The following is a 26,200-nucleotide window of genomic DNA, read 5'->3' on the forward strand; positions in this document are numbered from 1 at the left end:
TTCTCAAAAACATTATTGAATAAACAATTGGATAAAGAACCCCCTTACCAAACGCTCAAAAATCTTATTGATAACAAACCGATGAGTGGCTTCCAAATTTTGATGGTCGCCATTTGTTTTGTGTTGAACATGAACGACGGCATAGACGTACTCATCGTGTCGTTTTCTAGTAGCGACATCGCCGCCGAAATGTCACTTTCGAAAGTGCAGTTGGGCTATATATTTAGTGCTGGCTTGGCAGGAATGACCATCGGAGCATTGGGCATAGCACCCATGGCCGATACTTTGGGCAGAAGAAAAATATTTATAATTTCATTGTTTCTCATTACTATGGGAATGCTATTGGTTTGGTTTTGTGACAGTTACAGCCAACTCTTGCTTCTTAGGCTAGTCACTGGCCTTGGTATCGGAGGTATTTTGCCTGCCATGGCGGCTACTGCTTCGGAATTTTCGAATACCAAGAATCGAGATTTCAATGTCGGCTTGGTACAGGCAGGTTGGCCTGTCGGTGCCATTTTTACAGGACTTTTCTGTGCTTATACCATTCCTGAGTTTGGCTGGCGTTATGCTTTTCTGTTTGCGGGTTTCGTGTCATTTGTTATGCTTATTGCCGTCATTATTTTCATGACCGACTCAGTGGAATATTTGGTGAAAAAACAACCCGAAGATGCGTTAGAAAAAATGAATGCCTTATTGACCAAGATGAAACTGGCAGCTGTGAATTTAATGCCAGAAAAACCCTTAGAAACGGCCACGAAACCATTCAGGAGTCTTTTTACTAAAGAATTCCAAGCGGATACCATCAAACTCTGGGTGGCTATATTTTTTGGTTTTCTTACGCTTTACACCATTATGAGTTGGGTGCCAAACATCGCCAAAGAGTCGGGTTTACCATTCCAAATGGCTACCTATGTGGGCATTGCACTAAACATTGGTGCGGCAATTGGCACCATAAGCCTTGGCTTGGTAGCCAAAAAACTTGGACTCCGTATAACTGTATTTACTTATATGCTTAGTGCATTCGTTATCATGATTATCTATGGTAACGTTGCCTTGTCTCCTTATTTGATTTTTGCCTTAATTTTCCTCATTGGCATATTTGTTCAGGGCGGCTTTAACGGCATATACCCCACACTTTCTAGGGTTTATCCAACAGAGATTCGATCTACTGGAGTGGGATTTGCTGTAGGCATCGGCCGTTTTGGAGCCATTTTAGGGCCATCGCTTTTTGGATTACTTTCAGATCAAAAACTCGGTATAGGGTTACTGTTCACGGTATTTTCTATCCCACTTATCCTAATGGGTGTCAGCGTTTATAGCCTTAAATCCAAACGTTTAGATTAAATTTTTTATGAAAGCTGCATTTTTAAAAAAACCTTTAGAAATAGATTTTCAAGAAATAGAAATACCCGAGCCGGGTTTTGGAGAAGTTAGGGTAAAACTTCAAAAAGTGGGTATTTGTGGCTCAGATGTTCACTTATTTTTTGGACACCGCTCATTGGAAAAACCGACTATCATCGGCCATGAAGGCATAGGTATAATAGATAAAATTGGTGCTGGTGTAGAAAACCGAAAAATGGGAGAAAGGGTAGCTGTTGAACCTAATATTCCTTGCCAAAAGTGTAAATTTTGTCAACAAGGCAGAGGAAATATTTGTGTGAATAAACGAGTAAAAGGACTTAATGAAAGTGGTTGCTTTGCCGAATATGTAGTACTTCCAGAAGCATTTGCCTGGAAAATCCCTAATGAAATAAGCGATGAAGATGCTGTGGTATTGGAACCAACCGCAGTGGCAGTACATGCGTTATTTAACAGTAATACCAAACCTGGAGATACGATAGCCATTATTGGCCTCGGAGCTATAGGTTTGTTAATTAACCATTTGGCCTTAGCCTTAGGATATAAAGTACTAGTTTGCGAGCCACAGCAAGAAAAGTTAAATTTGGCCATAAAAGAAGGAGCCATAGGTATAAAACCAGACGGAAATGCTGATAATCAAGTAGCTCAACTTTCAGAAGCCTGGGAAAAGCACGAAGTAGCGGCTGTGTTTGAATGTGCAGGGGTATCACAAACCGCATCGTTGGCAACGGCTGCGGCTCCGAGAGGTTCTGAAATTATATTGGTGGGACTTTCGGGAGGACTTTCGACATTTACTCCACTCAAAATCGCCCGAGAAGGCATTCATATCGTACCATCCATCATATATGATCATCCTGCCGATTTTAGAAGGGCGATTCAGCTAATCAAATCTGGAATTATCTCTCCAGGTAAAATCATTTCAAGAACATTGACTTTTGATGATTTGCAATCTGCATTGGAATTGGCCACGAAAGGCGATGAAAGCAAAATCATAATTGAATTTAATTGAACAAAAACTTCTTTTTTTAAATTATTCTCAACAGTTCGGAAGACAAAAAGAGTAAATATGACTCAAAAAATATTAAAAAAAGAAACGCCAGAAAGCAAGAAATCTAAACTCCAACAAAAATACGAGAGCTTACTAAAGGAAATTGAAAAACGAAAAAAGCAGCACAAAAACCTAACTGAAGGCTTGCGTGTGGCAATTCCGCGTGTCATAAATGAACTCCAGCCTTTGGCAAAAAATGAAAGCGAATGGCATATAAAGAAATTATATCGTTTAGATGAAATTGTAGACGAAATAGTAATCTCAAAAACAAAAAAAGAAATATTTGTCACCTATATTTTAGATGAAATTTGTTTGTTTTTAACCTCCTCGCATCCTGATAATGAAGAATTACAATATCTATATCAAAAATACGCCAAAGAAGCATTTAACTTTAACAACACTCCAAGACCGTTCGATTTGGAAGAAAATAAACAACCAACTTCAGAAGAAATAATTGATAAAAAGGAGGATAATAATTCGTTTGAAACAAATGGAAAAAATTCTAGCGAGAAGTTTAACAAAAAAGAAAAGCAACCAAACAAAAAGCAAAAGAAAGAATTAGAGGAACAAAAAATTCTTGCTCTTGATGCCAAAGCCATATATTTCAGGCTTATAAAAAAATATCATCCTGACCGCCAGCAGGACCTCGAAAAACAAAAAGAGTACACCGAAATTTCAAAACTGGTCACCAAGGCGTACAAAGAAAATGACTTTATGGCCTTATTGAGACTTCAGGTAGAATATATCGATGAAAACGAAAATGATGCACACGCTCTAGCCGATGATATGATTGAGCGATATAACAAAATATTGCTTGGCCAACTAACCGAACTCAACTTAACGGTTCTTCAAGCCAAAAGAAACGCTCACGGTTTGTTTGAAGACTTTTTCGATGAAAATTATACTTTTTCAGAAAAGCTATTTGAAAAAAAGAAAAGGGATATTGAAATTAGTATCTCCAAAATCAAACAAAATATTGAAGAATCTCATTTACAAAAAAAGGGCTGGTTTAAACAATGGCTCAGGGAGTTACAGGAACTTAATGACAAGAAAGCTTTGGATATATTTTATAATGGATTTTGATAATCTAGCTCAAGAACTTTAACCAAATAGAGATTGATATTTCGAAACTTTAGCGTCAACACTGAGTTGTACTTCTTGAGCACTATTTATATACTTTGATAACAGAATATTTTAACAGTTTTTGTCGTTTTCTTAAAAGCATTTAGGTTATTTTTGACCAATACAATAAAAACCACCCGATAACTATCGGGATTCCGTTAACCTTTGGGACATAAACAGCGTATTTGTAAGCACATAAGCGAAGCTTTACTATGAGAAAAACCTTTCACTTTCTTTTTATATTGATATTGGCCTGTCCATTTTGGAGTTATGCCACCCACTTGCGTGCCGGCGAAATTACAGCCAAACGGGTATCTGAAACCCAACTTACCTACAAAGTAACGTTGACCACATTCACGGATCAGGTAAATGGTAGAGCGGCTAACGACGGGCAGGAAACTGTAAGTTTCTATTTTGGTTTTTCTACGAATAAAGTGGAGTCGTATAATGTAACCCGAAAAAAGAAATTTCTGATCAGTCCGACCACCATGTGTAACGTTTATGACACCACATTTACGTTTCCAGCACCAGGCAGATACACCATAAGTTGCGGAATAGTTAACCGAAATGAACGAACCATAAACCTTCCTCAACCTTCCGAAAACATCAGTTTTTTTGTTCAAACTACCATCGTTATCAGTTCGAGTTTCGGTTTAAATAGCACACCCGTTTTGCTCAATATTCCTTTAGATTCCGCTGCAATAGGCAAAAGATTCATTCATAATCCTGGTGCTTTTGACATTGATGGAGACAGCCTTTCATATAAATTAACAACACCTCAACGAGACAAAGGCGTAGACACTGGGATAGGAGAGTTTATTGCGGGATACCTCGACCCTAGCACCGTTGGGCCATCCCCTGTACTCAATCAAGCAGGAACGGGTCCTGCAACTTTTAGAATAGACCCACGAACGGGTGACCTCATTTGGGATGCTCCAAGAGAAATAGGACAGTATAACGTTGCATTTATTATAGAAGAATGGCGAAAAGCTCCAGATGGAACTTATATAAAAATAGGGGAAATAGTCCGAGATATGCAGATAATTGTGGCAGAATCAGACAATAATAGTCCTGAACTCATTCTTCCACCAGATATATGTATAGAAGCAGGTAAAAAGCTGGAGTTTGAAGTAAAAGCAACAGACAAAGACGACCAACCTCTTAAAATAACCTCCACTGGAGGAGTTTATAATCTCGATGCCAATGGACTGTTTTTCAAATACGTAGAACCTGAAGCAGCGAAGTTTAAAGCCGCGGTTACGAAAAAACAAGCCAATGGAACTTTCACGTGGAACACCAACTGTCTGCATGTGCGTGAGCAAGCTTATGACGTACTTTTTAAAGTGGAAGACAATCCCGGACGATTTGATATTCAATTGGTTGATATTAAAACCATTAAAATAAGTGTACTCCCACCCAGGCCCCTAGGACTCACGGCACTTGAAACTGATGCTGGCATAAAGCTCACATGGCAGGCACAAAAAGTATGTAAGACAGCGGGCAAAATATTGGTTTACAGAAAAAGCGGTTGTAGTGGACTAAATCCAGGTGAATGTGCTTCTGGTATTCCGAATGATTGGGGATATTCCCTCGTAGGAGAAGTGAATGTAGCAGACAGCACTTACCTCGACACCAAAGCTGACAAAGGATCAATCTACAGCTACAGATTGGTGACCGAGCTAGCCGTGAATCAATTCTTAAACATGCAAAGTGCTCCTTCAACAGAGTTTTGTATTGGATCCGAAATAAAACAAGGCATGAATGTCATGACGAAGGTATCAGTCACTAAAACCGACCTTACGACAGGCGAAATATTGGTAAACTGGACAAAGCCTTTGGACCTGAAAATAGAGGAAAACAAAGGCCCATATGCGTACAAACTTTACAGAGCAATAGGAATTGGTGGTGAAAACTACACCCTAGTGCATACCCAAAACACGCTATTAAACACAGCAGCAGACACTATTTTTACAGACAAAAACCTCAATACCAAAGAGTTGGTTTACAGATACAAAGTGGAGTTTTATACAGAAACGAGCAAATTGTTCAGTAGTTCTGCAGTGGCTTCAAGTGTGAAGCTGGGTGTGTTGCCAGACGACAAGTCCTTGAAACTCTCTTGGGAAGCCAACGTGCCGTGGTCAAACGAAAACCGTACGCATTTTATCTACAGAGAAGATAAACTCAATTTGGGCAAGTTTAATCTGGTAAAAAAGGTTAATGTAACCCTAGCCAATACTTTTAGTTTTACTGATAATGGGTTAGATGAGGAAAAAGCTGATGGAGACATCTCGTATGACATCCAAAATGGAGAAACACACTGCTATTTTGTGGTTACCTATGGTGCTTATCCCGAGCTTCCACAGTATGGTGTTCTAGAGAACTACTCTCAAATAGCTTGTGGAAGTGCATCTGATAAGTCGCCACCTTGTCCACCTGCTATTGTAAATACACCAGGAGGAAGCGGCTCAGGTTGTGTGGGGCTTACCGCAAAAGATTTTTGTGATGACAATGTATTTGTAAATAAGATAAATTGGAACACCCCAACTACAAACGGCACAGCTGCATGCAGGCAAGATATTGCGTCTTACAGTATATTTTTCGCTAGATATGAAGACGAAAAACCAACTTTAATTGCTGTCCAAGATGCCTCCTCTGGTACTACGTTTTCGCATAGAAGAAATTCAAAAGACGGCTTTGCTGGATGCTATTATATTTCTGCCAAAAATTCGATAGGAATTGAAAGTGAAATTAGCAATAAAATATGCTTTGACAACTGCGAAGACTTGAGTTTCCCGAATGTGTTTTCACCCAACAATGATGGCAAAAATGACACTTTCTCTCCTTTGAATTGTCCTGCTTTCATCAATAATATAAATTTCGACCTTTATTCTTCTCAAGGATTAAAAGTGGCTACAAGCACTGGTGAAAGGCTCGAATGGGATGGTAAAGACCTAAAAGGCAAAGACTTACCTGCTGGCGTCTATTATTATTATATCTCGGTGAATTTTGAAAAGCTAGACAGGGCAGGACTTACCAAGACTTTCAAGGGTTATTTGACATTGATTAAGTAAAAATGAAACTTCATTTTAAAACTAGACTGTGAAACTTTAACATTAAGAAAATTAAGAGGTTAAGAACATTGGGACTAAAAACAACCCTACATGTCCCTTCATATTCTTCATCCCTTCATGTTAAAAAAATCAAAAACACTATAAAACAAAAAAGGGAGCAAAAGCTCCCTTAAATGTTCTTATAAACAATCGATTACATCGAAATCTCTACTACTTCAACCTCCACCATACCAGCAGGGGCTTGAATTTGTGCTTTGTCGCCTACTTTCTTACCTAAAAGACCCTTTGCAAAAGGTGAGTTGATGGAGATTTTGCCTTGTTTCAGGTCAGCCTCTTCCTCCGCCACCAAAATATAGGTCATTATAGCACCGTTTTTGGCGTTTTTGATTTTCACTTTGTTCATCAAAGAAACTGAAGAAATGTCTATCGTAGACTCATCCAAAATTCTTGCGTTCGAAAACAATATTTCTAACTTCGAAATCTCTCCTTCCATCAAACCTTGAGCATCTTTGGCAGCATCGTATTCTGCATTTTCAGATAAGTCTCCTTTGTCTTTGGCCTCAGCTATGGCTTTTGATATTTCTCTACGTCCACGCGTTTTGAGGTCGTTGAGTTTGTTTTTCAAATTATCATATCCTTCCTGTGTATAATATTGAAATGACATGTTTTTTTAAGTTTTAATGTTAATACTACTAAAAAAAATAACCCGCCCTCTCAGGCTGGGTAGAAAAAAAAAGAACGGCGAAAATCGACCGTTCCTGATATTAAATAAAATCAGAAACTCGGCTAAGTTTTGCTAGAAAATGTAAATTTCGTTTTTTGCATTCTTTTCATATAGGCAACAAAGATAACACTTTTTTTTGGTGTGTCAAGCTAATTTTTCACCTACCGTATCCAAGGCCCCTAACCACCATCCAGCCACCTATTTTACAAACTTACCGACGACAAAGGCCAATTAAACGTTGTTAAAAAGTAGTTTACGTTTATTTTGTCGAAATAAGTATCTATCAAAAATAAGCCGGCATGAGCTAAACTCCTCAGAAGTTTGCCGTCTGCAATGGGTACCAGAAGAACTTTCGAAAAAAAACACCTAGGAGCATAATCAGGCCTTTTGGCGAATGACATAGTTAACTGCTGTGGTGAAAAAATTACGCAAACATAGAATGCCCTATAGAATGCCGAACTGTCACCTCGGCTTAAGTCCAAACATATACCTGTACATGGTTCCGATGAGATAATGATGATTTTCAAGAATCTCGAAATTGTGTTCCAAACCAATCTCTCAAACTTTTCGGGTGTGATTTGGGTCTTCTTAGAGGCCTTTATGAAGCCAAAAGAGTCTTTTTCCCAACGTTTAATTATGCCGTAATAAATGAAATTAGGCAACTTGTGGAAGTAAGGTAATCGTGACCAAAGTTTGCTCTTCAGTACTTGTTGGTGACCACCAAAGGGATTTTACCAAGGTGGAAAACCGAATTATATCACTCATCTTGGCTACAAAATGTATTTGAAATTGCTGATCATCTCCTCATGACCATAAACGCGTTCTATTACATCCTTGAGTACAATTATATCAAACTTGGCCGACTGATTGTCTTTATTTTCGGCAATAAAGTCTTGCACATCTTTTACAAAAAACTGGCTTTACCTTGTTTTATATCTTCTGTATATATTTGCTGGGCACTTTCTACAGGGCCTCGGTCATGGTCGAAGCCTGTCACTATGCATCCTCACTTTATAAACGGCAATAACACGCCACCGTCACGACAGCCGATTTCCAACACTTTCATACCCGCATTAATAGGTTTTTGCATTTCTATCCAAGGTATAATATTGTCCTTGATGTAGTTGTACTAAAGTTTGAAGTAAATCGCTGGGTCAGAATGAAAATCGAAGGCCATCTTTTTATAATAGGTTTTGCAAAAGTAATATATTTTAGCTTTGCAAATGTCAAGCCAAAAGTATTATGCTTAATTGAACCAGCCAAAAACGCCAAAATTTTAGAAGCGGAAAGAGCTTTTTAGCAGAAAAAGGAAAGGATTTACTTAGAAGAATCCAATTAAGTCGATGGTAATTAGACTACTTAGTCAATTGGTACTTAAAATTCAAAGGAAAAGACCAAATAAGGATGTCCTTAAGTTGTAAATAAGAAAATGACAAACCAACTATTGCATTTTTTGAAATTGAATACTGACAATTTATATTTGCAGAAGGGCCAACAATTGTAGTTTTTAGTTTATCTTCAAAATAGATTTGATATATAGGTAAAGAGAAATCCGTAATATCAGGAAAAACAATAGAATATTCTTTCGGACTTGTTGTTATCAATCGTGAAACCGAGCCTGCAACACCAAGTGCAACTTTAATTTTTTTATTTACTAAAATGTAATTAACACCTAAATCTAGATGATTAATTAGAACTAAATGTCTAAATTCTGCTAATTGATCAAACGAACCCAAAGGAGTTGCTTTATAATAATATTCATCTGATTTAGAAAATTGATAACTTCCTAGCATTAAACTAGCTTCAAAGTTTTTTGACATTCTTTTCTGAAGACCAATTTGAAAATCATTTCCCCTAAAGTCACCTTTTGAATAAAAAGAGCGACCATATTTAGTATTTATGGAAATTTGAGAAAAAGAGGATATGGGAGAAAACGCCAGAAAAACTAGAAGTATACCATTTCTAAACATAACTACTTTATTAAAAAAAGTTTAACATTTTTTTGTTGAAAACAAGTAGGCAGATTACTTGTTTCTCATTTTATTGGTTTTCTAATTTATAAAAAATCCTATCATCACCTACCGTAGTTGGTGCAGAATCTAAATAATTAATTAGTCTTCCAGCCAAAACCTTATCCTGAGCCTTATATGTTATATTATACGAGGCTGTAATTCCTTGAGTCGAAGTTCCATTCACTCCAACAGTTAATGATTGGGTAGACCCAGCATCATCAATTTCAAAAGGATTTACTACATAATTTTGACCATGTGAAGTATTGAAATACCAATTAAACAAATTAAGATAAGCAGAATACCCCCCAGAAGCTTGATTTCTCGATGGAGTTGACCAAAGCGGATTTGGAGAAAATGCGGTTGAATACGAAACATTATAAACTACTACATTAAATCGTAATTCTGGCCCACCAAAGTACCACGACTCAATATCACTAAGGTTCGGGCATTGAATGTAGTTAATTATTTCTGCATTCCCCAAATTTCTCGCATAAGCAACTTTCGCTCCTTTTTTATCTAATTTATTAACATCTAAACCAATTCTTTCGTTATTACCAATTACTATTACAGGTTGATCCGGTTGTATTTTTGCATCAATTAAATACGTTTTTCCCTTGCTATCAAATGCTTTCAATTGCTTCGTTTCATTTTCAATTGCACCATTTGCAACCACAACTAAAACCTCTTTAGAAATTTCATTCCACTTTTCTATATTTAAAGGAATACTAATGTTTAATTTTTCATTTCCACTAATTAGTGATTCAATAGTCTCTCCTTCTTTATTTCTGTTATAAATATTTTTAAAGCTATCGTTTGAGAGATTTATTGATAAAAAAGTCTTCGCTAAAATATCAAAATCACCATCAAATTTTTTATTGGCTTCTGATTTAATAATTTGTCGTACTTCTTTGTCTTTCAATATTTTGGCAAGTGATTTAGCGAACTGCTCATATTGAAAATTTCCTTCCAAATAACTTAATTTAGCACCCTTTCCATCATAGAGCTTTGCTGTAGAGGGTATTAAAATTTTATTAGAATTTAGAGATTCAACTGGGGTTAAATCTTCTTGAATACTATTTTTGCATGAAAAAAATAGTCCTGTTAAAAATAAAATCATTGACAAATGTTTCATATTTTTACATGTTTAATTGTTAAAAAATTAAATATCCAAAGCCCCCTGCGTCTGCCAAGATCTTCGGGGGCTTTGTTGCTTGTAAAGTTCTGAAAGGTTTTTGAGACGAACAATTGCGAAATGACAAGAAATGGCTTGTCATTTTGCAATTCATGTAGCAACATTATTTTTTAAGTCTCCGTTTGCTGCGTACTTTGCTCAGGTGGCTGGGGGTGGTGTTCAGAAAAGAGGCTATCATCCACTGTGGTACTTGGTTAGCAAGGCCGGGCTGTAGTGCTTCAAACATAGCTAGGCGGTCTTCTACTTTACGCAGTTGGTGCAAGCGGTTACGGAACTCCAACTGCAAGAGGTAGTTTCGGTAGATTTTAAGAATCTGCAAAAGAACTTCCAAGCCTGATATGGCCAGTGCTTCAAAGGCCGCCTTTTTGATGTAGCGGGCTTTGGTTTTGGTTACCGCTTGTATATTGCTCTTAGACTTTATGCCTAATTCAAAACTCTCTACTTGGTAAATCCATTCCGAGTCTGTCAATATCCAATGTGTTATTTCAGATTCAGATTCAATATACGAAAATTCACGGAGAATTCCACTTTCTACAAAGTATATTTTGTCTGAAGTGTCTCCTTCTTTCAATAGAAACTCGTTTGGTTCAAAAATTACTCTTTCAAAGAGTGTATCAATGTTTTGGAGCAATTCGGTTGGTAAATTGTGATTTTGTTGGAAATATTCTATTAACTGCATTTTTGGTTGGGTGGTTTATAAAGATTTTGTGGAACACAAATATAAAACAAGAATTGGTAGATTTACAAAGGATTGAATATACAACCAATTCTACATCTGAGTTTATTTTTTAAACAGAATCTTTATACGTGTCTAAACCAAAATCACCATTTTTAGGTTATGAAATTATAACCACGACTATTTTGTCGCATTACGGATTTTAAAACTTCGATGTCGAAACTCGCTCCTGAGGACAAATTTATTGATTTTTCGGATTATGGTCGGCCTATTGCTAGAGGAATAGCAACCTTCTTAAAAAACACCCAGGTCACGCCTATTCATATTACATTGGCATTTGGGGTATCTGGTTTGTTGGCCATTTACCTGATTTTTGAAGAATATTATTGGGCTGCTGCATTTTTTCTTATTCTAAAATCGATACTAGACGCTGCTGACGGCGAACTTTCTCGCCAAAAAAATACGCCTTCGTATGTGGGTAGATATTTGGATAGCATTTTTGATATTGTACTAAATTTTCTTTTACTTTTTTCTATTGGATTTCTGAGCCATTCGCCTATTTGGATTACATTTTTGGCTTTCATTTGTATACAGTTACAAGGTACTTTGTACAACTATTACTACGTCATTCTCCGAAATATCAGCATCGGAGGAGACAACACCAGCAAGGTTTTTGAGCAAAAAGCACCAATAGCTTTTGCAGGTGAAAATCAGAAAACCGTAAACGTCATGTTTATGATATTCAATTTTTTATATGGGTTTTTTGATAGATTTATCCAAATGTTGGATGTCAATGCTCACCGCTCCAAAAACTACCCCAACTGGTTTATGAGCTTCGTTTCTGTATATGGTTTGGGCTTTCAGCTGATGCTTATTTCTGTATTATTAATATTGGGTTATTTGCACTTTATCCTTCTGTTTTTTGTTGCTTATACCGTTTTGTTACCCATTATGATTACCATAAGAAAGGCCTTGAATCAATATTCGAAAAGAAACGGGTGATTGAAGTTTTCAAGAGCTAATTTTTCAATACTTTAGTGAAAATAGTATAAATATTTTTAAATTGCAGTCGTTGTAAATTAAAGACCAAAAACTACAGCCCTTTAGGGCCAAGTTTGGTTTCCTTTTTTCAATTAAACACTTATAAAAATGGGAAAAGCACAAGACGCCAAAAAAGCTGTAAAAAAAGAACCTGCCAAAACAGCTAAAGAAAAAAAGCAGGAAAAACAAGAAAAGAAAAACAGAAAAGACTATTGAAAAACACCCTTTTGAGGTGTTTTTTTTATTAAAAAAGATGGCAATCAATAAAATTGAAATCGAGGAATTTGTTGCAATATTTAGGGAAAACTTGGTTTTAGATGTAAGAAGTCCTGGTGAATATGCTCATGCCCACATACCTACCGCTCATAGTTTACCCCTATTTACCAACGAAGAACGAAAAGTTGTAGGCACGGCATACAAGCAAGAAAGCAAAGAAAAAGCTATAAAAATAGGATTAGACTACTTCGGCCCAAAAATGAGAGCCCTGGTAGAAGAGGTAGAAGAATTAGTGAAAACCAAAAACACAAAAATACTGGTGCATTGTTGGCGTGGCGGTATGCGAAGTGGTGGTGTTGCTTGGCTATTAGATCTATATGGATTCGAAGTATATCAGTTGATTGGTGGCTATAAAGCATATCGCAATTGGGTTCTGAGCCAATTTGAAAGGCCTTATGATATTACCATTTTAAGCGGAAATACGGGAAGTGGAAAAACGCCTTTGCTTCATGAATTAGAGAAGTCAGGAATGCAAATGGTTGATTTAGAAGCCCTTGCCAATCATAAAGGCTCAGCTTTAGGTGGCATCAATCAACCTCCACAACCTAGCCAAGAGATGTTTGAGAACCTACTTGCACAAAAATTCTCCCTTAAAAATTTAGCGGAAATCATTCTCCTGGAAGACGAAAGTCAACGAATTGGTAATGTAAATATTCCAAATATTTTATGGCAAAAAATGAAAGAAAGCAATCTGATTTATCTCCAAATTCCGTTTGACGAACGCCTTAAATATTTGGTAGATGAATACGGAAAACTTCCATTTGGCGAACTGAAAAGTGCAATTTTAAGAATACAAAAAAGACTTGGCGGACTCGAAACCAAGAATGCCCTACAACATTTAGAGAGTCAAAATCTGAGTGCCTGTTTTGGTATTTTACTGCGATATTATGATAAATGGTACGAAAAAGGCCTTCATGCCAAAGAAAATGGAGAGGTTATTAAAATAGAAGGAGAAAGCGTGAATGTTGAAGCAAACGCAAAAAAAATCATAGAACAACAATGGAAGAAATTAGACTAACGCAATATTCGCACGGTGCAGGTTGTGGCTGCAAAATATCACCTCAAGTATTAGACGTGATTTTGAAAGGAAACATAGCCCTACCTAATAACGAAAATCTCATCGTAGGTAATCATAGCAAAGACGACGCCGCAGTACTGAATCTTGGCAATGGCTCCGCCCTAATTTCTACCACGGATTTCTTTATGCCCATCGTTGACGACCCCTATAACTTTGGTCGAATTGCCTCCTGCAATGCCATCAGCGACGTGTACGCCATGGGAGGTAAACCCGTTTTGGCCATTGCCATTCTGGGTTGGCCTATCAATAAACTTTCAGCAGAAGTGGCTCAAAAAGTAATAGATGGCAGCCGAAGCATCTGCCTTGAAGCGGGAATTTCTCTTGCAGGTGGACACAGTATTGACTCACCAGAACCCATATTTGGCTTGGCCGTAAACGGAATAGTCCCATTAGAAAATATCAAACAAAACAACCAAGCAAAAGAGGGCGATGTGTTGTTTCTGACCAAACCACTTGGCGTGGGAATTTTGACAACGGCCGAGAAAAAGGCCATCTTAAAACCCGCACATAAAGACCTGGCACCCCATCAAATGATGCGATTGAATAAAGTTGGCGAAGAGTTAGGAAAATTGGCTTGTGTTTCGGCCATGACAGACGTAACTGGATTTGGTTTACTCGGACATTTAACCGAAATGGCCGAAGGCTCAGGTTTGAGTGCAGTTATTGATTTTGAAAAAATACCCGTAATTACGCCTGAAATATATGATTATATAGCCCAAGGTTCAGTTCCTGGCGGAACCAACAGAAATATGGATAGTTATGGACACAAAATTGCCCCATTGACGGATCAGCAAAGAGCAATTTTGGCCGATCCACAGACCAGCGGTGGTTTGTTGATTGCTGTGGCTAAAGACCAAGCTTCGGAAGTTGTTAAAGTTTTGACAGAAAATGGATTAGCCGATTTCTGTGAACCGATGGGATATTTGACTGAAACTTCGGAATTTGTGGTGAATATTGGTGGCACAATTTTTTAAATTGTGTTATCTTTAAAGGCAATTTGATAAATTGCTCCACTGTATGAACAGAAAAACTTTCCTTCAAACCAGCCTTGGTTTTTTGATAGGCTCACAGGCTTTTTCAAAACCTAAAAACAAACGAAAGCTTTGTTTTAATACTTTGGCTTGCCCCGATTGGAGCTTAAAAGAAATTTTTGAAAATGCCCAAAAGTATGGCTTCAAAGCCATAGAAATCAGAGGAATAAAGGGCGATGTGGATATTTTGAACAGTCCTGCATTCGAACCAAGTAAATTATCTGAAATCAAACGAATGTCTAAAGATTTTGATGTAAAAATCTTAAATCTCAACTCCTCTGTCGTACTGCACGAATATGAATCTGAAAAACGCAACAAAAATCTAGATATAGCCAAAAAATACATAGACTTAGCACAAGAATTAGGGTGTCCTTTTATAAGAGTTTTTCCTGATAAATTCCCGAAAGAGAAACCCAAGGAATTTGCCTTAGATACTATAAAGTCTAATTACGAAACACTCATCGATTATTGCAAAGGTTCAAAAGTAAAAGTGCTGCTCGATGCCCACGGTGATTTGGTTTGGTCAGAAGACCTCCTTAAAATGATGCAAGGCTTTGATAAAAAGCACATTGGACTTATCTGGGATTTTTTTAATATGCATTTGATAACCAAAGAAAGTCCACAAAAAATGTATGAAACGCTCAAAAATTACATAGAAATCGTACAGATAAAAGACGGTTTTTTTAAATCCAATAATACCTACGAATATACCCTCACGGGCAAAGGCGAAGCACCTATTGCAGAAATCCTTAGCATAATTGAAAGCGAAAAGTATAAAGGCTTCATCAGTTTCGAATGGGAAAAACGCTGGCATCCTGAGCTACCCAATCCTGAGGAGGCTTTGCCAAAATTTGTAGAATTCATGAAAAATAGTTTTTGAAATAGTTTTATATTCCTAATTTTAGGGGTATTTCAAAACCCTAAAACACTATCAATCATGGATTTAAACATCAATTATTTGGCAATTACCATTGCCGTAGTAGCCCATTTTGTGCTTGGTTTTCTTTGGTACACGCCACTTTTCGGTAAAGCTTGGGCCAAAGAACTCAAAATGGATACAACTCAAACGCCTGACCCGAAAGTGATGATAAAAGGCATGGTCTTTAATCTCATCGGAAACTTCTTTATGGCTTATGTGTTGGCTCATAACAACGCCGCATGGAGTTTTGTGCCGGGGATGGATCAGATGGGAAAAGTTGGGACTATCCTCAATTCTGCCATTTTTACTTGGTTGGGTTTTTATGTTCCCTACCATCTTGGAGCCATCGTGTGGGAAAGCCGCTCTTGGAAACTGTTCTTTATCAACACGGGCTATGCTTTGGCTTCTTTATTGTTGGTTTCAGGAATTCTGACTTTCATGGGCTAAACTATAAATGATAATAAAATTGCCACAGATTCACTATTGTTTAAACTATTAACTTGTGAATCTGTGGCAAAAAAAATGACCCCATCAAAATCAACGGAGCCATTTAACCCTAACCATTATAATTTCCTACTTACACACTTCCAAATCCATTATTACCCCGAAAGCACTCCAATTCATCTTGAGGCTAGTTTCTGAAAAGGTCTCAATATCGTATTCCCAACCAGTTTTTGATTTCTTGTTATTGTCTAATACATTGCTGATTACAATTTTCTTTTTATTGGCAGACAAAGCCCACTTGCCCGTGTCGTTAAACCGACCGCCTTTAGAGCCTTGTTCCCAAGTACCGTCTGCTTTAAAATATTGCGAAGAAATGGTACCCGTACCAGCTTTTGCACACCACCATTTATTGGTTATTTGAGACGTGGGGTCAGGGCTTGTATCTTCATTTGTGCAAGAGTTTAAAAGTGCCGAGCATACCAGAAGAATTAGAATAAAATTTGTTCTCATTTAATTGAAATTTTAATTATTTTTCACGAATTAATAAATTGATAATCAGCATTTAAAATGTAAAAACCGTAAAGTTAAAAGAGGTCATCGGAAGGCTAATAGTAGATGTTGAAGTGTTGGTAAACCTTACTTCGATCCAATCATCACTCGAAACCATGGCTGATGCTATGCTCAGGCCTAATGGTAGAGCAACATTTGGTGAGACCATCACAGTGTTTCTTGCCTTTGTTATATTGGTTAAATTAAACAACACGGTTTGGGTTACTCCACTTGGGAGGTTCGAAAAAGTGGTTACTCTATCATAGTTTGTGATAGCAGTTATTTTATTACCTGTAGTTCCAATTTTTGCGGTACCATTTACTTCAAGCGAGTGGCTAACGTTGGCAGTGCTTGCAATACCGATAGAAACTGAATTGGGCGTAATTCGAGTTTCACCACCATTATAAAATGAGCGAATATCTTTTTCAAGAAAAATGAAATCGCCTTGACTATATGGATCCTTGTTCTCAAAAACTGTGTTTCCTGCTAAGCTATAACCACCCATAGAATAAGTACTCCTGGAGGGATATCTTTTGATTGAAAACTCTGATTGCGAAATATAACCTTGGGTTTGTAACCTTAAGCCCACGGTATTATTACGACTAATCGCTTCGAGGTTATAACTCACAAGATTGTCTAAAGTATTGGTGGTGTCATCTACGACAATTCGTTTATAGGAAACAATCGACCTATTGGTACTTAATTCTTCTCGAAACCTATAAAGGCTGTTTCCAAATGTACCAGACTCATTTAAATTTATCAAAAACTCAGAGTTGAGTTTTTTATTATTTAAGAAAGCTTTACCCGAATTGTCAATTCCAAACCAAAGGCCATTGTTGGCATTTGTACCAGTGGCTCCATTGGTAAACTGGATTTCTGAATTCACATTACCTGCCCGATTAATTTGAAGCTCGGAGTTGGGCTCAACCACATTGATTCCAACTTTATTTGCCGTGGTATTTAGAGCATTGCTAGTGGCATTGTTTGGTAAAATCGTAAAACTTTGTGCATTTACTATACTCTGCACAGCCATTAATAATATAAAAAGTTTAGTTTTCATGTATATAAAGTTTAATTATCTAAACAATGTGCATGTCAAAGTCCACCGCACTTCTGACAAGTTTCCCGATAATTTCTCCAGAAACTGACAAAGCCTCAGCACCTTCTTGATCCTCTTCAATTCCGAAAGTTTTCATTAAATCTAACCAACCTACAGGATCGTGAATATTCAGCCATTTGTTGGGTAGATTGCTGGGATTAGAAAATGTATGAACCGTGTTTGGCGGTATATTTACAAAGTCATTTTGCTTTAATAACTTCTTCTCACCAGCAAGTATAAAGTCCATTTCGCCCTCTAAAACCATAAAAAACTCCGTAAGTCCGGCATGATAATGTGGAGGAGGCCCAGAAGTCTCTCCGATAACCATATCATAATTTTCAGTGGTCATTATGGGTGAAATAAGATGACCAATTAACCAATATTTTTTTGACATTTCCATACAATTTGTATATTTGTGAGAAAATTTTCTCACAAATATAAACTAGAGAAAAAATAAATTCCAAATAATTATGAGAAAAATTTCTCACAAAAGCAAAAACCAACTGTCACTAAGTGTTGGTCGAGTAGATCAAAAGAAAAGAACACGCCAGCTTCTTTTAGATGCCGCCAATCAACTCTTGAGTGAAGGCATCGTATTTAATATTGACGACGTGGCCCAAAGAGCACAAATATCCACGGCCACAGCCTACCGGTATTTCTCCAACCCTGAGACCCTCAAACAAGAGGCAATACTGGCCATGAACACCAAAGACCCAGAAGAGATTTTCGCAAACTTCAAAAGTGCCAGCCTGGCTGATCGAATGTCAGAAGCCATAGATTATCATCTAAATATGACCCAGACTAACGAGGACAGGTTTCGAATATTCTTGAGCACCTCGCTTCAAGAATCTATAAAATCTCCTAAAACCAAACTCCGTGGTGCGAGACGAATTCCGATCATCAAAAAAGCTCTTGAGCCCTTCCAGAATGAAATTTCGATTGACCAATACGAACACCTCATAAACACTCTTTCAGTACTCATAGGATTGGAATCTTATTTGGTTCTTAAAGACATTTGTGGACTCAACCCTGAACAAATACGAGAAACCACACATTGGGCAATTCGTAATCTAATAAAATCTGTGTTGAACTATAAGGGTTAAATTCCCCTTTCCAGTCAAAACTTTTTGTCCATAAAATGTATCAAATATTTAATCCCCAAATAAACGAGTAGTAGGTCCTACCAGCCAACGAATGACCTTTTGCGGAAATAAAGGCACATCTGCCACCCAAGTGTCAAATTTGAGTCCCAAACTAGCCAACTTCAAAAGCACTTTGGGTGATTTAGTACCATGCTGATCCATGACTGGGTAGAGCTGACTTAGACCATAAGCGAAATGTGATGGCATGGTAGGATGAATATCTGAACTATCGTTCAAGATAACCATTTGGCCAGTTTCATTAAATGGTTTATGCGGTGTACCTTTCGGAATCAAAATACTATCACCGGCCTTTAAGGTCCGTTTTTGGCCATGGATGAGTAAACTCAGCGTTCCCTTCTCTACTGCAAAAAACTCATCGAACTCCTGGTGAATGTGTCCGGGAGGCCCTGCTGCATAAGGCTCAAGCGACACCTTCAGATAAACTTTTTTCTCGTCAAGCTTTTTTATGCTTAATTGCATTCCCTCTTCTTTACTTGCAAACTGTTGGTGTTTCTCGAAATATGCTGCGTAATCAATCGGTTTTGGTGGGAAAACATGGTTAAACAAAATACCTCCACCAACCAAATAAAGAATGAGAAAGCCGAGAATGTAAATTATTGTTTTTTGAATCATGGCTATAAAATTGTAATGATTATGTTACAAAGCTACGGACCACAAAAACTCAAAAATTGTATAAAATGAACCTCACAAATAAATAACCCGCGAAGTGATCGGAAGCGAAAGTTTTTTGAATTCTTTGGGTGTAAAACCCGTCATTTTTTTGATTTGATGTATGAAATGGGCTTGGTCAAAATAGTTTAATTCATGTGCTAAAGCCGTGAAATTCTCAATTTTTGAGTCCCCTTGGAGCATTTGAATAGCCTGACCTACTTTAAAAATATTTTGGAGGCTTTTGATACTTACGCCGGCATAAGACCGCAAGATTTTGTTGACATACTGATGCGAGTAACCTGTTTTGTCAATTATTGCGTTGATGTTAAGTTCGTTTCGGAATTTTACTAAGTTTATAAAATCCTGTGGTAAGGTTAGGCTGTCAAATTTTGAAAGAATATTTGTCAATAATTTTTCAAGGATCAATATCTTAGTTTCGCAAGATTCCTCTTCCCCCAAATCGTGATAGATGCTTTCGAAGAGGTTTTTGTTTATCAAATCGGCATCAATAGCTTGATTTTTAAACTCTTCTATCGGAATTTTTATGAAAGGATAGGCTCCTCCAGATTTGAAAATTACCCCAACTTGCTGATGAATTTCCTCTTCTGATTCATATTTCATAGAAATAAAATTGGTAAAAACCCCCGTAAAGACACAACGCTTAATGGGCAAATGTAACTTCCCACTAACGCTGGCGACAGGTTTTCCAAAATTAAAAAGCAACAGACAAGAGCCATCGGGAATAACTCGCTCCTCTTTGAAGTTAGGCTTGCCATTGCTCGCCCAGATAAGGTCAATATATGGCAAAAGAAGGGCGTTGGGCTTCTTAATAAAGAAATCCATGCCTTCGTTTACTTTTATATTGATCGGTATATCCATTCAGAAAAGAATTGAATTTCTGCAAGTTAAAAGAATTTTTGAATATGAAAATTGTAAAAAATGAAACTAACAAATAAATTAACCGGGAAGTGATGGGCAGCGAAAGCTTTTTTGAATTCCTTAGGTGTAAAACCGGTAATTTTTTTGACTTGATGTATGAAATTGGCTATGTCAAAATATTTTAACTAATATGCTAAGGCTATGAAATTGCCGATTTTTTGGCGGCTATTGCATATTTGAAAGGCCTGGCCCACTATAAAAAAATTCCTTTTGCTTTAAATATTTATGCTTAAAAGAGACCTCAAGAATTTGTTGAAGTCCAAGTGGGAGTACCTTATTTCGTCAAATTATTGTGTCATTTTTTTAGATTTGGTCTATGTGACATACACTTTGCTCTCTTTTTTGTTGGAAATTGTCTAAAAATCATAACTTTGTTTATGAAATAGGGTTATATCTCTGACCCTTCAACAAACTAACGCTATATGAAAAAAACTATTCTAAGTGCAGTAATTCTCGGCTGCTCAAGCCTTTTTTTACAAGCACAAAACAATTTACTACTCCGTCAGCCAGCAATCAATAAAGATGGCTCAGTAGTAGCATTTTCATTTCAAGGTGATATTTGGACAGTGCCAAGTTCGGGTGGAAAAGCTACTCGTTTGACCATACACGAAGCTTATGAAAGCAATCCAGTTTTTAGCCCAGATGGCAATCAGATTGCTTTTTCAGGGTCAAGATTTGGTAACAATGATATTTTCGTAATGCCAACTGATGGCGGAATGCCCAAGCGTCTGACTTATCATTCTGGCTCAGATAATATTTCAAGCTGGACTCACGCCGATAAAATTTTATTTTCTACCAACCGAGAATTCAAGCAAATCGAACGTCCAAGTGAAGTTTATACAATCAGCTCGAAAGGCGGTACTGAGTCCCGTTTTTTAGATGCCGTTGGACATGACCCAATATTTTCTCCTGATGGCCGTTTTTTGGCTTTTGTCCGTGGCGATATTAACCCAGTTGCTCGTCAAGACTACAAAGGAAGTTCTGACCGTGACCTTTGGTTGTATGATACTAAAAACAAAACTTATCAGCAACTTCCAAGTTTTGAAACCAACGATGTGTTGCCACAGTGGGGCGGAAACAATTCGCTGTATTTTTTGAGTAGTATTGATGGTGCGTACAATATTTATCGCCTAAAAATTGATACCAATGGCAAAGCTGCCGAAAAAGCTGAAAAATTGACCAATTTTAAAGATGAATCAATTCGTGCGTTTAGTGTGTCGGCTGATGGTAATTCGATAGTTTTCGAGAAAGACATGAACCTATATACGATGAAAACTTCGGGCGGTTCAACTCAAAAGCTCAACGTACAAATCAGTGCCGACGACCGTTTGGATGCCACCGAACAAAAAACATTTACCACAGGAGCAAGCCAATATGCAGTTTCTCCCAATGGAAAAATGTTAGCATACTCGATTCGCGGTGAGGTTTTTCTGAAAGAAGCCGATAAAGAAAAATCAAGAAGTATCAATGTTTCGGAACATGGTTTTCGTGATGTTGAACCAACTTGGTTGAATGATTCAACGCTACTTTTTACGAGCGACCGTGCCAATGGAAATTTTGATATTTACATGGTTCGTTCGGCCGATACAACCCAACGCAATATCTTCAAATCATTGAAGCACGAACTTACGCAAATAACCAAAACTCCAACCGACGAAAATGGTTTGAGTGTGTCGTCCGATGGTAAAAAGATTGCTTACGTGCGTGGAAGAGGGACTTTTGTAGTAGCCGATATTTCGGCCGATGGCAAATTATCAAACGAAAAAATCATGAATGATAGTTGGGCATCGCCAAGCAGTATCGTTTGGAGTCCAGATAATAAATGGTTGGCATATTCGCTCGAAGATTTGTATTTCAACGAAGAAGTTTTCATTCAGGCAGCTGATAATTCCTCAAAACCAGTTAATGTTTCGATGCACCCACGAGGCGATAGCCGTCCGTTTTGGAGTGCCGATGGTTCGAAATTAGGTTTTATTTCACAACGAAGTGTGGGCCGAAGTGCCGATGTTTGGTTTGTATGGCTCAAAAAAGAAGATTGGGAAAAGGAAATCCAAGATTGGCAAGAACGCGAAACGCCAGCCGAAGCTGCTCCAGCAAAACCAAACGACAAAAAAGATAAAACTCCGAAGCCAATCAAGATTGATTTCGATAAAATCTATGAGCGTGTGGTGCAAGTAACCAACTTCCCTGGCGATGAAAGCGACCTTGTAATCTCGAAAGATGGTGAAACTTTTTACTACACAACCACCAGCAGCAATGCCAAAGGTAGAGATTTGTTTAGCATCAAATGGGATGGAAAAGATTTGAAGGAAATCACGAAGGGCGGAGCAAATCCAAATGGCGTGACGATGGACAAAGAGGGAAAATTCTTATACTTTGCTAAACAAGGAGCTTTGGGTAGAATTGACATAAAAACGAGTGCATCCGAAAATCTACCTTTTGTTTCAAAAATGAAAGTTGATTATACCGCTGAACGTACACAAGTTTTTGAAGAAGCATGGCGTACTATTCGTGATGGTTTTTACGACCCTAAATTTCATGGAAATGATTGGATGAAATTACATGATAAATACAAAGAGCGTTGCGTAAATGCCAGCACGGGCAATGATTTTAGAGATATGTTTAACCTGCTTTTGGGTGAACTCAACTCCAGCCACATGGGGCTTACCGTAACCGACCGTGCCGAAACACAACGTGAAGCAACTGGACTGCTGGGTGCTGAAATTTCGCCTGTAATTGGTGGTGTGAAAATCAATCATATTGTGCCAGAAACCCCTGCAGATAAAGAAAAAAGCAAACTCAACGAGGGTGACGTAATTGTGGCGGTAAATGGTGAAAATGTAAGCGAAACTACTAACTTTCATGGTTTATTAAATGGTTTAGTCAACGAAAAAGTATTATTGACCATAAAAGCCGCCGATGGCAAAACTCGTGAAGTAGCTATTAGATTGGCTGCCAGTATTTCGAGCAATTTGTATGAAGAATGGGTAGAAAACCGCAAGAAATTGGTAGAAAAATATTCAAACGGACGTTTGGGTTATATTCATATCAAAGGCATGGATTTCCCGAGTTTTGAAGTAGTAGAGCGTGAATTTACCGCAGCAGGCTACGGAAAAGAAGGCTTGCTGATTGATGTGCGTTATAATGGGGGGGGCTCAACAACCGATTATTTAATGACGATGCTCAATTATAAGCAACATGCCTATACGATTCCAAGAGGAGCGAGTAATGATTTGGAAAAAGATAAGTTGAAGTTTAAAGATTATTATCCAACAGGCGAACGCTTGGTTTATGCCGCTTGGACAAAACCTTCGATTGCACTTTGTAATGAAGGCAGTTACTCAAACGCTGAAATTTTCTCACATGCTTACAAAACGCTCGGGGTCGGCAAATTGGTGGGCGTTCCAACCAATGGTTCGGTAATTTCAACTGGTGGAAAAGCCTTAATGGATGGTTCATTTGTGCGTTTACCATTCCGTGGCTGGTTTACGAAAGCCACTGATAAAAACCAAGAACTTGGGCCCGCCGTGCCAGATATTATCGTAGAAAATCAACCAGATTGGATTTCAAAAGGCACTGACGACCAACTCAAAACCGCAGTTGAAGTGCTTTTGAAAGATATTGATGCTAAGAAATAAAATTTAAGATTATCTTTTTAAAACGTCGGCATGGTTTTTTCAACCATGCCGACGTTTTTTTGCTACATATCGACTGAACCCATCTTTGGTCAATTTTAAACTGATCTACACATAAATTTGCCCAACAACCTCACTTTATTGATTTTATCTCTAAAAGCAAAGTTCAAAAAACTGTGTTTGACCTTTTGTAGATAGACACATTTTCTCTAACTCTGCCATCTTTTTCACGGCTTCACAGGCAAGTTCTATTATGTGTTTAAAATTCGCCGCCATGTGCCATGCCCAAACTTTAACAAACAGAAGAAAGAGCGATAAAATAAAGAGGCTTTGTAGTTTCAAGTGCCTATACTTTCTCAAATATAATGGCGGTACCTCCACCAAGAGAAGATTTTATTTCTAATTTAGCTTCAATCTCCTCTGCACGGGTTTTCATATTGTTGAGTCCATAAGACTCCGTGACTTTATTTTGCTCTAAATCAAAGCCTTTACCATTATCTGTTATTTCTAAAAAATAGTTTTTTTCAGAAAAATCGGCATTAATTTTCACCAAACTCGCCGAAGCATATTTTTGGGTATTATTAAGTGCTTCCTGCACGATCCTGAATAGATTTAGGCCCTGAATCGGAGTTAAAACTACCTCTTCACCTTTTATATAAATTTCAACGTTGAAGCTATTTTCATCACTGAATTTTTTTACAAATTCCTGGATCCTCGACCTCAAATCTGCAACTGAAATTTCAGAATTATACGTGGCCCAAATCGTATCTCGCAAACTCTGAGCAGCCAAGCGTACTTCACCAGAAATATTCTCAAGTTTTTCGGGCAGAAGCTTTTGGTTTTCAAAAAGATAAAAGGCATTGTCAAGACTTGTACTAACAACAGTCAGTTGAGAACCAACGCTATCGTGGAGTTCCTTGGCTATGCGTTGGCGTTCTATTTCTTTGGCAGATAATAGTTTCTTTTGGTTTTCTATTTCAATATTTTTGAGCTTTTCATTTTCTGTGGCTTTCCTTTTTATCGATGAAATCCTCCACAACAGTCCGCCAGAAACCAAAATCCCTAACAAAGCCAAACTCAAACCAATAATCCAATTACGTTTTTGGGCATTTTCAAGTTGTGCGGCTTTCAATTTGGCTTCTTTTTCTGCGGTTTTGTATTTTATGTCAAATTCGGATAATTGTTTGTTTTTTTCGGTGGTGTAAAGAGAATCTCTCATTTTTAGGATTAACTTTTGATATTTATCACCATTCTTGATATCGTTTTTTATATAATAAAATCGCTCTAATGTATAGTATAATTTTAGCATTGAACTATTGTCATTTAATTCCTTTGCCAAATTTTGTGATTCTTCAAAAAACATTGCTGCTTTTTTGAAATCTTTCGTTTCTGTATATAGCATTCCTAAAAATCTTGTACCATCAATTAAGCTCCACTTATCATTTATTTGTTTTTGAATCTTATAGGCTGCTAGTAGTGGTTTTTCAGCATTGTGAGATTCATTGATTTTACGGAATAAATTGCCATAAGTTGATAAATGGCTGGCATAACTCTTTAGGTTTTTCTTTTTTTTATAATAATTTGCGGCCTTCAAATATTGTTCTTGAGCATCTTCATATTTACCCATTGCGATGTAATTATTGGCAACATAAGTATTGATTTCGACAATTCTTTCCTCATCTTTTAAGTATTTAGCAATTGTTAATGCCTCTCTAAAATAATCTATCGATTCTAAGTGATTTCCCATTTCATGTGATAACCAACCCAAACCTTCATACGCTGAAATTTTATAATTTTCATTTTTTATTTGTGTAGCAAAATTCAATGATTCAATGAAATGTCTTTTTGCCTCAGGAAACTTATAAATATTTTTATAGCGATAGCCTAAAATAAGTTTTTCATAAGAAACCGCCTTCAAGTTCTTATTTCTTTTGTAAAAGTCTATTGCTAATTGTGAAAAATAAACAGAAGAATCAATCTGTTTTGCATCGGCATAGAAAGAACCTAAGCTACTCCACAATTTCACTTTTGAAGAATCCGATTTTATTAAAAGTAGTTGATTTTTGAGACTATCAATTTTATTCTTTTGTGAAAAAGATTGATTAGAAAACAAGAAAAAGGACGCAATTATAAGACACTTGACTACAAAATTCATACTAAATCATCATTTT

At 37.3% G+C, this 26,200-nt stretch carries 24 protein-coding genes; 12 read left to right on the forward strand and 12 right to left on the reverse strand.

What is annotated here, in order from left to right:
- Nucleotides 1-27 precede the first annotated feature (27 nt).
- From EGI24_RS00325 to EGI24_RS00340, 4 genes are all read left to right on the forward strand, one after another.
- Nucleotides 28-1,344 (forward strand): MFS transporter, encoded by a 1,317-nt coding sequence (locus tag EGI24_RS00325; RefSeq protein ID WP_255046155.1) that lies wholly within the window; start codon nt 28-30, stop codon nt 1,342-1,344.
- Nucleotides 1,345-1,351: 7 nt separating this feature from the next.
- The gene (locus EGI24_RS00330) at nt 1,352-2,368 is read left to right on the forward strand and encodes a zinc-binding dehydrogenase (protein WP_255046156.1); all 1,017 of its coding nucleotides are present in this window, start codon (nt 1,352-1,354) and stop codon (nt 2,366-2,368) included.
- Nucleotides 2,369-2,425: 57 nt separating this feature from the next.
- Nucleotides 2,426-3,490 (forward strand): hypothetical protein, encoded by a 1,065-nt coding sequence (locus tag EGI24_RS00335; RefSeq protein ID WP_255046158.1) that lies wholly within the window; start codon nt 2,426-2,428, stop codon nt 3,488-3,490.
- 251 nt (nt 3,491-3,741) lie between these two features.
- Nucleotides 3,742-6,600 (forward strand): gliding motility-associated C-terminal domain-containing protein, encoded by a 2,859-nt coding sequence (locus EGI24_RS00340; RefSeq protein ID WP_255046159.1) that lies wholly within the window; start codon nt 3,742-3,744, stop codon nt 6,598-6,600.
- A 193-nt stretch (nt 6,601-6,793) separates the two neighbouring features.
- Here EGI24_RS00340 and greA read toward each other — a convergent pair whose 3' ends face one another.
- The 3 genes from greA to EGI24_RS00355 all read right to left on the reverse strand — a co-directional run bounded on the left by greA (nt 6,794) and on the right by EGI24_RS00355 (nt 8,223).
- Entirely contained in the window at nt 6,794-7,264 is a 471-nt protein-coding gene (gene greA / locus EGI24_RS00345) for a transcription elongation factor GreA (protein WP_255046161.1), read from the reverse strand.
- 263 nt (nt 7,265-7,527) lie between these two features.
- Nucleotides 7,528-7,986, reverse strand: a complete 459-nt coding sequence (locus EGI24_RS00350; RefSeq protein WP_255046163.1) for a hypothetical protein — start codon at nt 7,984-7,986, stop codon at nt 7,528-7,530.
- 108 nt (nt 7,987-8,094) lie between these two features.
- Nucleotides 8,095-8,223: a hypothetical protein gene (locus tag EGI24_RS00355; RefSeq protein WP_255046164.1), complete on the reverse strand. Its 129-nt coding sequence runs from the start codon at nt 8,221-8,223 to the stop codon at nt 8,095-8,097.
- A 260-nt stretch (nt 8,224-8,483) separates the two neighbouring features.
- On the opposite strand from EGI24_RS00355, the gene EGI24_RS00360 reads away from it, so the two are divergent.
- Nucleotides 8,484-8,624 carry a hypothetical protein gene (locus tag EGI24_RS00360; protein ID WP_255046165.1) on the forward strand — a complete coding sequence of 47 codons (141 nt, stop codon included), beginning with the start codon at nt 8,484-8,486 and terminating at the stop codon, nt 8,622-8,624.
- A 55-nt stretch (nt 8,625-8,679) separates the two neighbouring features.
- Here the strand turns inward: EGI24_RS00360 and EGI24_RS00365 are convergent, their stop codons facing one another.
- From EGI24_RS00365 to EGI24_RS00375, 3 genes are all read right to left on the reverse strand, one after another.
- Nucleotides 8,680-9,294: a hypothetical protein gene (locus tag EGI24_RS00365; protein ID WP_255046166.1), complete on the reverse strand. Its 615-nt coding sequence runs from the start codon at nt 9,292-9,294 to the stop codon at nt 8,680-8,682.
- 70 nt (nt 9,295-9,364) lie between these two features.
- Complete coding sequence (locus EGI24_RS00370) at nt 9,365-10,468, reverse strand: hypothetical protein (RefSeq protein WP_255046167.1); 1,104 nt, start codon at nt 10,466-10,468, stop codon at nt 9,365-9,367.
- 163 nt (nt 10,469-10,631) lie between these two features.
- Nucleotides 10,632-11,207: a Crp/Fnr family transcriptional regulator gene (locus EGI24_RS00375; protein ID WP_255046168.1), complete on the reverse strand. Its 576-nt coding sequence runs from the start codon at nt 11,205-11,207 to the stop codon at nt 10,632-10,634.
- Nucleotides 11,208-11,417: 210 nt separating this feature from the next.
- Here EGI24_RS00375 and EGI24_RS00380 point away from each other — a divergent pair, with 210 nt between their 5' ends.
- The 5 genes from EGI24_RS00380 (at nt 11,418) to EGI24_RS00400 (ending at nt 15,996) form a co-directional block, all read left to right on the forward strand.
- Nucleotides 11,418-12,206 (forward strand): CDP-alcohol phosphatidyltransferase family protein, encoded by a 789-nt coding sequence (locus tag EGI24_RS00380; protein WP_255046170.1) that lies wholly within the window; start codon nt 11,418-11,420, stop codon nt 12,204-12,206.
- Between the two features lie 292 nt (nt 12,207-12,498).
- On the forward strand, nt 12,499-13,539 hold the full coding sequence (mnmH, locus tag EGI24_RS00385; RefSeq protein ID WP_255046171.1) for a tRNA 2-selenouridine(34) synthase MnmH: 1,041 nt from the start codon (nt 12,499-12,501) through the stop codon (nt 13,537-13,539).
- Nucleotides 13,521-14,573: a selenide, water dikinase SelD gene (selD, locus tag EGI24_RS00390; RefSeq protein WP_255046172.1), complete on the forward strand. Its 1,053-nt coding sequence runs from the start codon at nt 13,521-13,523 to the stop codon at nt 14,571-14,573. The genes mnmH and selD overlap by 19 nt, the downstream gene beginning before the upstream one ends.
- 43 nt (nt 14,574-14,616) lie before the next feature.
- Nucleotides 14,617-15,510 carry a sugar phosphate isomerase/epimerase gene (locus EGI24_RS00395; RefSeq protein WP_255046173.1) on the forward strand — a complete coding sequence of 298 codons (894 nt, stop codon included), beginning with the start codon at nt 14,617-14,619 and terminating at the stop codon, nt 15,508-15,510.
- Between the two features lie 57 nt (nt 15,511-15,567).
- Nucleotides 15,568-15,996 carry a DUF1761 domain-containing protein gene (locus tag EGI24_RS00400; RefSeq protein ID WP_255046174.1) on the forward strand — a complete coding sequence of 143 codons (429 nt, stop codon included), beginning with the start codon at nt 15,568-15,570 and terminating at the stop codon, nt 15,994-15,996.
- A gap of 126 nt (nt 15,997-16,122) precedes the next feature.
- Here the strand turns inward: EGI24_RS00400 and EGI24_RS00405 are convergent, their stop codons facing one another.
- The 3 genes from EGI24_RS00405 to EGI24_RS00415 are packed head-to-tail and all read right to left on the reverse strand — an operon-like array spanning nt 16,123 to nt 18,035.
- Entirely contained in the window at nt 16,123-16,503 is a 381-nt protein-coding gene (locus EGI24_RS00405; protein WP_255046175.1) for a hypothetical protein, read from the reverse strand.
- Between the two features lie 52 nt (nt 16,504-16,555).
- On the reverse strand, nt 16,556-17,602 hold the full coding sequence (locus tag EGI24_RS00410; RefSeq protein WP_255046176.1) for a hypothetical protein: 1,047 nt from the start codon (nt 17,600-17,602) through the stop codon (nt 16,556-16,558).
- A 19-nt stretch (nt 17,603-17,621) separates the two neighbouring features.
- Nucleotides 17,622-18,035, reverse strand: coding sequence for a cupin domain-containing protein (locus tag EGI24_RS00415; RefSeq protein WP_255046177.1), 414 nt, complete (start codon nt 18,033-18,035; stop codon nt 17,622-17,624).
- A 76-nt stretch (nt 18,036-18,111) separates the two neighbouring features.
- Here EGI24_RS00415 and EGI24_RS00420 point away from each other — a divergent pair, with 76 nt between their 5' ends.
- Nucleotides 18,112-18,744 carry a TetR/AcrR family transcriptional regulator gene (locus EGI24_RS00420; RefSeq protein ID WP_255046178.1) on the forward strand — a complete coding sequence of 211 codons (633 nt, stop codon included), beginning with the start codon at nt 18,112-18,114 and terminating at the stop codon, nt 18,742-18,744.
- 48 nt (nt 18,745-18,792) lie between these two features.
- Here the strand turns inward: EGI24_RS00420 and EGI24_RS00425 are convergent, their stop codons facing one another.
- Nucleotides 18,793-19,416 (reverse strand): cupin domain-containing protein, encoded by a 624-nt coding sequence (locus tag EGI24_RS00425; protein WP_255046179.1) that lies wholly within the window; start codon nt 19,414-19,416, stop codon nt 18,793-18,795.
- 72 nt (nt 19,417-19,488) lie between these two features.
- Complete coding sequence (locus EGI24_RS00430) at nt 19,489-20,334, reverse strand: AraC family transcriptional regulator (RefSeq protein ID WP_255046180.1); 846 nt, start codon at nt 20,332-20,334, stop codon at nt 19,489-19,491.
- Nucleotides 20,335-20,816: 482 nt separating this feature from the next.
- Between EGI24_RS00430 and EGI24_RS00435 the strand changes: the two genes are divergently transcribed.
- Nucleotides 20,817-24,032, forward strand: coding sequence for a S41 family peptidase (locus EGI24_RS00435; RefSeq protein ID WP_255046181.1), 3,216 nt, complete (start codon nt 20,817-20,819; stop codon nt 24,030-24,032).
- A gap of 343 nt (nt 24,033-24,375) precedes the next feature.
- On the opposite strand, the gene EGI24_RS00440 is transcribed toward EGI24_RS00435, so the two are convergent.
- Nucleotides 24,376-26,184: a sensor histidine kinase gene (locus EGI24_RS00440; protein ID WP_255046182.1), complete on the reverse strand. Its 1,809-nt coding sequence runs from the start codon at nt 26,182-26,184 to the stop codon at nt 24,376-24,378.
- Nucleotides 26,185-26,200 lie beyond the last annotated feature (16 nt).

It is taken from the genome of Lacihabitans sp. CS3-21 (genome assembly GCF_024343675.1).
In the GTDB taxonomy this organism is placed as follows: domain Bacteria; phylum Bacteroidota; class Bacteroidia; order Cytophagales; family Spirosomataceae; genus Leadbetterella.

Excerpts from the sequence above, each read along its gene's own strand:
- EGI24_RS00340 (WP_255046159.1), top strand. The coding sequence starts at position 3,742 with ATGAGAAAAACCTTTCACTTTCTTTTTATATTGATATTGGCCTGTCCA.
- mnmH (WP_255046171.1), top strand. The coding sequence starts at position 12,499 with ATGGCAATCAATAAAATTGAAATCGAGGAATTTGTTGCAATATTTAGG.
- EGI24_RS00435 (WP_255046181.1), top strand. The coding sequence starts at position 20,817 with ATGAAAAAAACTATTCTAAGTGCAGTAATTCTCGGCTGCTCAAGCCTT.
- EGI24_RS00375 (WP_255046168.1), bottom strand. The coding sequence starts at position 11,207 with ATGCAGTTAATAGAATATTTCCAACAAAATCACAATTTACCAACCGAA.
- EGI24_RS00335 (WP_255046158.1), top strand. The coding sequence starts at position 2,426 with ATGACTCAAAAAATATTAAAAAAAGAAACGCCAGAAAGCAAGAAATCT.
- EGI24_RS00440 (WP_255046182.1), bottom strand. The coding sequence starts at position 26,184 with ATGAATTTTGTAGTCAAGTGTCTTATAATTGCGTCCTTTTTCTTGTTT.
- EGI24_RS00380 (WP_255046170.1), top strand. The coding sequence starts at position 11,418 with ATGTCGAAACTCGCTCCTGAGGACAAATTTATTGATTTTTCGGATTAT.
- EGI24_RS00400 (WP_255046174.1), top strand. The coding sequence starts at position 15,568 with ATGGATTTAAACATCAATTATTTGGCAATTACCATTGCCGTAGTAGCC.
- EGI24_RS00415 (WP_255046177.1), bottom strand. The coding sequence starts at position 18,035 with ATGTCAAAAAAATATTGGTTAATTGGTCATCTTATTTCACCCATAATG.
- EGI24_RS00330 (WP_255046156.1), top strand. The coding sequence starts at position 1,352 with ATGAAAGCTGCATTTTTAAAAAAACCTTTAGAAATAGATTTTCAAGAA.
- EGI24_RS00360 (WP_255046165.1), top strand. The coding sequence starts at position 8,484 with ATGAAAATCGAAGGCCATCTTTTTATAATAGGTTTTGCAAAAGTAATA.
- EGI24_RS00370 (WP_255046167.1), bottom strand. The coding sequence starts at position 10,468 with ATGAAACATTTGTCAATGATTTTATTTTTAACAGGACTATTTTTTTCA.
- EGI24_RS00405 (WP_255046175.1), bottom strand. The coding sequence starts at position 16,503 with ATGAGAACAAATTTTATTCTAATTCTTCTGGTATGCTCGGCACTTTTA.
- EGI24_RS00420 (WP_255046178.1), top strand. The coding sequence starts at position 18,112 with ATGAGAAAAATTTCTCACAAAAGCAAAAACCAACTGTCACTAAGTGTT.
- EGI24_RS00425 (WP_255046179.1), bottom strand. The coding sequence starts at position 19,416 with ATGATTCAAAAAACAATAATTTACATTCTCGGCTTTCTCATTCTTTAT.
- EGI24_RS00365 (WP_255046166.1), bottom strand. The coding sequence starts at position 9,294 with ATGTTTAGAAATGGTATACTTCTAGTTTTTCTGGCGTTTTCTCCCATA.
- EGI24_RS00430 (WP_255046180.1), bottom strand. The coding sequence starts at position 20,334 with ATGGATATACCGATCAATATAAAAGTAAACGAAGGCATGGATTTCTTT.
- EGI24_RS00395 (WP_255046173.1), top strand. The coding sequence starts at position 14,617 with ATGAACAGAAAAACTTTCCTTCAAACCAGCCTTGGTTTTTTGATAGGC.
- EGI24_RS00410 (WP_255046176.1), bottom strand. The coding sequence starts at position 17,602 with ATGAAAACTAAACTTTTTATATTATTAATGGCTGTGCAGAGTATAGTA.
- greA (WP_255046161.1), bottom strand. The coding sequence starts at position 7,264 with ATGTCATTTCAATATTATACACAGGAAGGATATGATAATTTGAAAAAC.
- selD (WP_255046172.1), top strand. The coding sequence starts at position 13,521 with ATGGAAGAAATTAGACTAACGCAATATTCGCACGGTGCAGGTTGTGGC.